The organism is Nostoc sp. (genome assembly GCF_054880495.1).
Window position 1 is genome coordinate 1 of record NZ_JBTYKD010000066.1, and the last position, 5,881, is coordinate 5,881.

Here is a 5,881-nt window from a genome sequence, read left to right on the forward strand (position 1 = left end):
CTCAACCCCTAAAGGTTTCGTTCGACTTGCATGTGTTAAGCATACCGCCAGCGTTCATCCTGAGCCAGGATCAAACTCTCCGTTTTGGTTTGTTTCGAGTTTGCGGCTCCGAAAAAAATATTTTCCGGAATCCTAGTTATAATTTCGATTAACTTTTCAGTAAATCCCAAAAGTTAATTCTTTTGACGAGGATTGGTTTTTTCTTAAGCTTTCAAAGTATTATGTTTTTTAGGTTCAGCGGTCGTTGGCTTCTTTCGCCTTCGCACTTAACTAGAGTAACTAGTCATTCCCTAGTTTGTCAAGGGGGAAAGTCATTTTTTTTATAAAATGGCAAATCGCCTGACTGGCATTACTTTCAGGTGAATTAAGGAACAGAAAAGACGCGAATAGGAAGTGGCTGAACCTTGTGCTGTGACAGTTTAGGATGCCGAATCTGGGTTGTATCGACATTCGAGTACTCGAAGAGGCTACGCTACCTTCGCGGAGCGTCTGGTTAGGACAGTTTCTCGTAGACAAGAGAAGATAGGCAGTCCCTTATATGAAGATCCGTTACAGTGAGTCTAGCGCTGTAGACGGATTTCACCATTTATAAGGTAGTAATTTTGTCAAGATGATGAGCAATAAATTTGAGGAAGTGGGAAAAAGAAAAATTACCGCAATGACTCTGGAGATTTAAGTGCGTTGGCGTACCCCTACTCTTAAGCAAGCTATGCGTAGCCTCTCGCAAAGAAGGCATCGCCATGATAATTCTCCAATCAGATTTTTTAACCAGAATTTTTGAGAAAAAGCTAAAAACCAGACTAGGCAATAAATACAGATGATCCGACCACGTAAGCTCTTTGCTCAACATTGGCTCAAAAGTGAAAAGGCACTCGACGCAATTATTCAAGCAGCAGAGTGTACAGGATGCGATCGCTCCGCTAACGCTAAGGGCGATCGCATCCTGGAAATTGGGCCTGGAACCGGCATTTTGACTCGTCGTTTATTACCGTTAGTGCAATCTCTGGTTGCAGTTGAGATAGACCGCGACTTATGCCAACTATTGGCAAAGCAACTTGGTAAGACTGAAAATTTTTTACTGCTGCAAGGTGATTTTCTCACTCTGGATTTACCATCTCATCTGGTAGCCTTTCCCAATTTCCAACAGCCAAATAAAGTAGTAGCTAATATCCCCTACAATATTACAGGGCCGATCATTGAGAAACTACTTGGTACGATCGCCAACTCAAACCCCGAACCATTTGACTCAATAGTGTTGCTGGTACAAAAAGAAGTAGCAGAAAGGTTGTATGCTAAACCAGGATCAAAAGCATTTGGGGCGTTGAGTGTGCGGGTACAGTATTTGGCTGAATGTGAGTTAATCTGCACAGTTCCAGCGACTGCATTCCATCCACCACCAAAAGTCGATTCAGCAGTGGTGCGATTGCGCCCCCGAAAAATAGGAATACCAGCACTTAATCCCCGACAGTTAGAGAACTTCTTAAAGTTGGGGTTTGGTGCCAAGCGCAAAATGTTACGAAATAATTTGCAATCAGTTATAGAACGCGATCGCCTGAGCCACTTACTGGAACAATTAGAAGTAAATCCCCAAGCCAGAGCCGAAGACCTCAGCGTTCAGCAATGGGTAATCCTAGCAAATGAACTGGGAGTGGGGAGTGGGGAGTAGGGAGTAGAAAATAAGGGACAAGAGAATAAGACAGATTTTTATCCCACTCCCCACTGCCGATTCCCCACTCCAGATTGCCTTATCCTTACGTCCCACTCCCAGAAAATGCGTTCCTACACCCTAATTGCCCCTGCCAAAATTAACTTGTATCTGGAAATCATTGGCGATCGCCCTGATGGCTATCACGAGTTAGCTATGATACTTCAGAGTATTGGTCTTGCAGACAAAATTGATGTGCGTTCTATTAGCACTGACAGCATCCGTGTTCACTGCAACCACCCACAAGTACCGACAGATAAAAGTAATCTGGCATACCGAGCAGCAGAATTAATGGCGAGGCAATTTCCCGAAGCCTTTGCTAAATATGCGGGCGTGGAGATTACCATCAACAAGCAAATTCCTGTAGCTGCTGGGTTGGCTGGGGGTTCAACGAATGCAGCAGCTGTGTTAGTGGGGATAGATTTACTGTGGAAATTAGGATTAACTCAGTCAGAATTAGAGGAGTTGGGAGGCACACTTGGTTCAGATGTACCGTTTTGTGTAGCGGGTGGAACTGCGATCGCAACAGGTAGAGGTGAGCAACTTTCTCCTCTGCCAAGTTTGGATAGTATATATATAGTGTTGGCAAAATACCGCAGCCTGGAAGTTTCCACCGCTTGGGCATACAAAACCTATCGACACCAGTTTGGTAATTCTTATATTAGAGATAGCGACAACTTGGCAGCCCGTGCTAGTGCAGTTCATTCAGGAGCAATAGTAAAAACCATCCTGGATAAAGATGCGGGAGAAATTGCCCAAAAACTGCATAATGATTTGGAGCGCGTGATATTGCCAGCCTATCCCCAAGTCTTGCAACTGCGAGAGGTGTTTGCAAATCAAGAAGGCGTTTTAGGAACAATGATGTCTGGTTCTGGCCCAACAGTATTTGCTCTTTTGGAGTCTCAACAGCAGGCAGAACAAGTTAAGCTGCAAGTGAGAGAGGCAATTCTTGATGAAGACTTAGAATTGTTTGTGACTCGGACAATTACACATGGGATTCAGGTTGGATATTCAGTTTAAATAAATCTTTATCGTTAATGGAGCATAAGGAATAAGCTGATGAGCTTTTAAGTCGCATAGTTCAAATTGCTAAAAATACGCAAAGATGCAATTTGAATGACGATTAGCCGAGGACAAGAATTATTTCTAATGCTCTAATGCAAAATCTAAAATCTAAAATGTTATGAATGACCAAAAGTTAACACCACAAACAGACACTAAAATACAGGTGAGTGCGAGTCCGTTACGCTGTTTTACTGGGGCGGTGATTTCGGGAGGAATGGGATTTGCAGTGTATTCGCTGATGATTGCGATCGCTACAAATTTTGCTACTAAACCTATCCATTCAATTAATCCATTGGTGGTGAAGATTTCTTCTGCTGTTCGTACTCTGGTTGTTGGTGTAGTTGCTTTGGGAAGCGGAATATTTAGTATAGTGGCAATTGGTTTGTTGGCTTTGGGAGTGCAATTATTAGTACAGCAGTTGACCAAAGAAAAAAGTAGTGAAAACTAGTAATTTGTTTTTAATCAGCAACCTAAAGGCACAAGTTTTTCTATAGGTTGCACGTATTTGTTTCTTTGTTACTACTGTGTACTAATTCTACTAAGCTAATCGTCATTCATTTTTCCAGAATGATTCGCTTGTAGTAAGGGCTACCCTACGGGAACGCTTCGCGAACAGCCCTGCTTTTATGCAACTTAAATGCTCATTAGCTTATCAAACCATAATGCAATGGGTTTTAGTTAAGCAATATCTCAGCAATTTTCAGGTAATTAAACTATAAGGTAGATCGGTTCAGTATAGAAGTACTAATCTACACATGACTGTGGTTTAAAGAGATAAAAAAGACTGTAATACGACTTACGCATCGTACATAAGTACTACACGCTATTTGGGTATTTCAGCTATGTTTAGCACCCAGCGATCGCAAATATGCGAGTAAATTAGGATTATACGAAGGGAGTGAAACGACGAAATCTCATAATTCGGATTATGGTTAATTTGTACAGTGCGTAAGTCCTATGTAAATTATCTTAGCTGTTAATAATTTGTTCCACCGCAACAGAAACATCTGGGAATGCAAGCGGTTGAATTTTTCCGTCAGTTAATGTTAGTTTTCTCGCGTACTCTCCATGTAAGATTTCTCGAAACACCACCAGGTGTAACTTTTTTAGATTTACAACCCAGTATTCTAAAATACCTGCTTCTGCATAGATTTTGCTTTTTGTGTCTAAATCTTTTTCTAAACTAGAGTTAGCCTACTCAATCAACCAGAAAATATTTTCTGGATAGGGATGATGCTGTCGATACTCGCGTCCTAAAGATTGGACAATGGCAATATCTGGTTCTGGTTCCGAGTCGTTGGGTAGAGTAATTGGTTTAGCATGACGAATTTTGGCGCGTCCAGCCAATAGCTTTGCTAGATACTCACCAGCTTCACCACTACTATAAGCATGGGGTTCACCTTCTGGCGACATTTCGACAATTTCTCCTTTAAGTAGTTCAACTTTGCGATCGCTCAAAATGCCAGCGTCAATCATGCGGTGATATTCGTTAATCGTCCACTTAGCAACTATCACAGTCATGACGATTGATTCCTCCAAATGATTCTTTATATTCTCCCATTTTAAAGGCATTTCAGGTCTGATTCCGAATCAGAAAGCAACTACAATTCATCAATGGGTAAGGAAAGAAACTCTGTAAAACCTGTATCGATAACAAATTCAATAGTAAAATCTGGTTGATTGGGTATGGGTAGTCTAAATATGATATTAACGGTGGCGCGTCCCTTCTTGACAATACCAGAAATCACCGATAATCACGCTCCATCTCACCACTGAAGAAAACAGCAACTTTGTAACCAATACGAATGCCAAAAAGTCGAGCTAATGGGTTTTTATTATCTAAATATCGTGCCGATTCTAAGCCTGTTTTATCAACGGCATATTCACCTGTTTCTATATCAATAATCACCATCTTACCGATATTTTATTCTCGTTCTACTTGTTGACGAATGCTATTTTCGTATAGTTCTTTCGCACGTCGTCCAACTTCTTCGCGGCTTAAAAGTATGGCTTGCACGCTCTTACTCCTTAATTCTTGATTTGTATTGATTCTATCTCAATATATAATTATGTGCGATCGCGTATCCCTACGGGGAAGCAAGCTACACGCAGCCTGTAGAGTCCCTGAGTTTGTTCGTTTGTGGGCTTCATATCGACTTTACTTAGTTTACCTACTGATTATATCGGCAAAGGATATCTGAAATCACCTGCGAAAGGCGATCGCATCCTTCATGGTGAATCTTAAGTCTTTGGGTAGGGTAATTGGTTTAGATTGACGTATTCTGACATGATTGCCTAACAAATTTGTCAAAGGTTTACTTTCGCGCAAAAATCTTGAAGGCAAAAAAGTAACAGATATCATTAAAAAACTTAGTTAGCACTTATGACGCTTGCGTAAATGATGTGATTTATGCAAGCACTCTTAATCATATTCTCTAAAAACTCTCTAGTAACTCAGACCAATTCCGCAGCTAAAAGCCTACCTTCAATTGGTTCATACTCATCTTCTAATAACCATAATTTTGCTGCATTATACTCATTACCAGAAAATACAATTTTATAACCCTGCGCCGGATCATAAACTTGACAGTTATCTTCTCTGTCGCAAAGCAATAAAAGAATATATGGAGGGGATAACATTGGATCTATCCATACTTCTGTAAATTCCCAGTTATTCTTCACTCGGTCTTGTGCGAGGGATGACGTGGTATTGTTCGTCTGCATTGATTTTTATCTCCCCATAGTAAAGTAGAATACGGCTACCATCTGGACTGATTCTATAACCTATTGGTTCATTAAAAAACATCCCATAACGGTCATATCCTCGAATCATTCCGGTGAACTGCCCATTTTCTATTATGGCTTGAGTAACTCTATTCATTGTAGGTTCATCGTTAAATACATGAGCGGCAAGTCCTCGTTTGAGAAGTCTTTGACTTTGAGGTGTACCTGCTATGTGCTTGGCAACTTGTCTAACGTCAAGGGTAATTTGACGATTAATTCCACTCATGATTAAGAGTTACAGCAATTTTCAGGTAAATAGACCACAGTGGTTGAACCAACCGAAGGCATCATCTTCGGTAATATAATTTACAGCGTCAGCCATAGCTT

Annotated in this window: 6 protein-coding genes, 1 rRNA gene and 3 pseudogenes; 3 read left to right on the forward strand and 7 right to left on the reverse strand. The window is 40.9% G+C overall.

Going from position 1 to position 5,881, the window contains the following annotated elements; translation table 11 throughout:
• Positions 1-86 (reverse strand): 16S ribosomal RNA (locus tag ACYTXL_RS07750); the annotation flags it as partial.
• A 731-nt stretch (positions 87-817) separates the two neighbouring features.
• Between ACYTXL_RS07750 and rsmA the strand changes: the two genes are divergently transcribed.
• The 3 genes from rsmA to ACYTXL_RS07765 all read left to right on the forward strand — a co-directional run bounded on the left by rsmA (position 818) and on the right by ACYTXL_RS07765 (position 3,218).
• Complete coding sequence (gene rsmA, locus ACYTXL_RS07755; RefSeq protein WP_461924200.1) at positions 818-1,666, forward strand: 16S rRNA (adenine(1518)-N(6)/adenine(1519)-N(6))-dimethyltransferase RsmA; 849 nt, start codon at positions 818-820, stop codon at positions 1,664-1,666.
• Between the two features lie 105 nt (positions 1,667-1,771).
• Positions 1,772-2,725, forward strand: a complete 954-nt coding sequence (gene ispE, locus ACYTXL_RS07760) for a 4-(cytidine 5'-diphospho)-2-C-methyl-D-erythritol kinase (RefSeq protein ID WP_461924201.1) — start codon at positions 1,772-1,774, stop codon at positions 2,723-2,725.
• Between the two features lie 163 nt (positions 2,726-2,888).
• Positions 2,889-3,218 carry a DUF3082 domain-containing protein gene (locus ACYTXL_RS07765; RefSeq protein ID WP_461924202.1) on the forward strand — a complete coding sequence of 110 codons (330 nt, stop codon included), beginning with the start codon at positions 2,889-2,891 and terminating at the stop codon, positions 3,216-3,218.
• A gap of 521 nt (positions 3,219-3,739) precedes the next feature.
• On the opposite strand, the pseudogene ACYTXL_RS07770 reads toward ACYTXL_RS07765, so the two are convergent.
• From ACYTXL_RS07770 to ACYTXL_RS07795, 6 genes and pseudogenes are all read right to left on the reverse strand, one after another.
• Positions 3,740-4,291 (reverse strand): annotated as a pseudogene (locus tag ACYTXL_RS07770) (Uma2 family endonuclease).
• Positions 4,292-4,386: 95 nt separating this feature from the next.
• Positions 4,387-4,518, reverse strand: a pseudogene (locus ACYTXL_RS07775) (clan AA aspartic protease); the annotation flags it as partial.
• A pseudogene (locus ACYTXL_RS07780) lies at positions 4,515-4,787 on the reverse strand (hypothetical protein). The pseudogenes ACYTXL_RS07775 and ACYTXL_RS07780, both read right to left, overlap by 4 nt.
• Positions 4,788-4,973: 186 nt before the next feature.
• Entirely contained in the window at positions 4,974-5,132 is a 159-nt protein-coding gene (locus tag ACYTXL_RS07785) for a hypothetical protein (protein ID WP_461924203.1), read from the reverse strand.
• 92 nt (positions 5,133-5,224) lie between these two features.
• Positions 5,225-5,494: a hypothetical protein gene (locus ACYTXL_RS07790; protein WP_461924204.1), complete on the reverse strand. Its 270-nt coding sequence runs from the start codon at positions 5,492-5,494 to the stop codon at positions 5,225-5,227.
• Positions 5,442-5,780 carry a DUF6972 family protein gene (locus ACYTXL_RS07795; RefSeq protein WP_461924205.1) on the reverse strand — a complete coding sequence of 113 codons (339 nt, stop codon included), beginning with the start codon at positions 5,778-5,780 and terminating at the stop codon, positions 5,442-5,444. The genes ACYTXL_RS07790 and ACYTXL_RS07795 overlap by 53 nt, the downstream gene beginning before the upstream one ends.
• Between the last annotated feature and the right edge of the window lie 101 nt (positions 5,781-5,881).

What these genes read in the sequence shown, in the direction of transcription:
- ispE (WP_461924201.1), top strand. Translation starts at nt 1,772, where the DNA reads ATGCGTTCCTACACCCTAATTGCCCCTGCCAAAATTAACTTGTATCTG.
- rsmA (WP_461924200.1), top strand. Translation starts at nt 818, where the DNA reads ATGATCCGACCACGTAAGCTCTTTGCTCAACATTGGCTCAAAAGTGAA.
- ACYTXL_RS07785 (WP_461924203.1), bottom strand. Translation starts at nt 5,132, where the DNA reads ATGATATCTGTTACTTTTTTGCCTTCAAGATTTTTGCGCGAAAGTAAA.
- ACYTXL_RS07795 (WP_461924205.1), bottom strand. Translation starts at nt 5,780, where the DNA reads ATGAGTGGAATTAATCGTCAAATTACCCTTGACGTTAGACAAGTTGCC.
- ACYTXL_RS07765 (WP_461924202.1), top strand. Translation starts at nt 2,889, where the DNA reads ATGAATGACCAAAAGTTAACACCACAAACAGACACTAAAATACAGGTG.
- ACYTXL_RS07790 (WP_461924204.1), bottom strand. Translation starts at nt 5,494, where the DNA reads ATGCAGACGAACAATACCACGTCATCCCTCGCACAAGACCGAGTGAAG.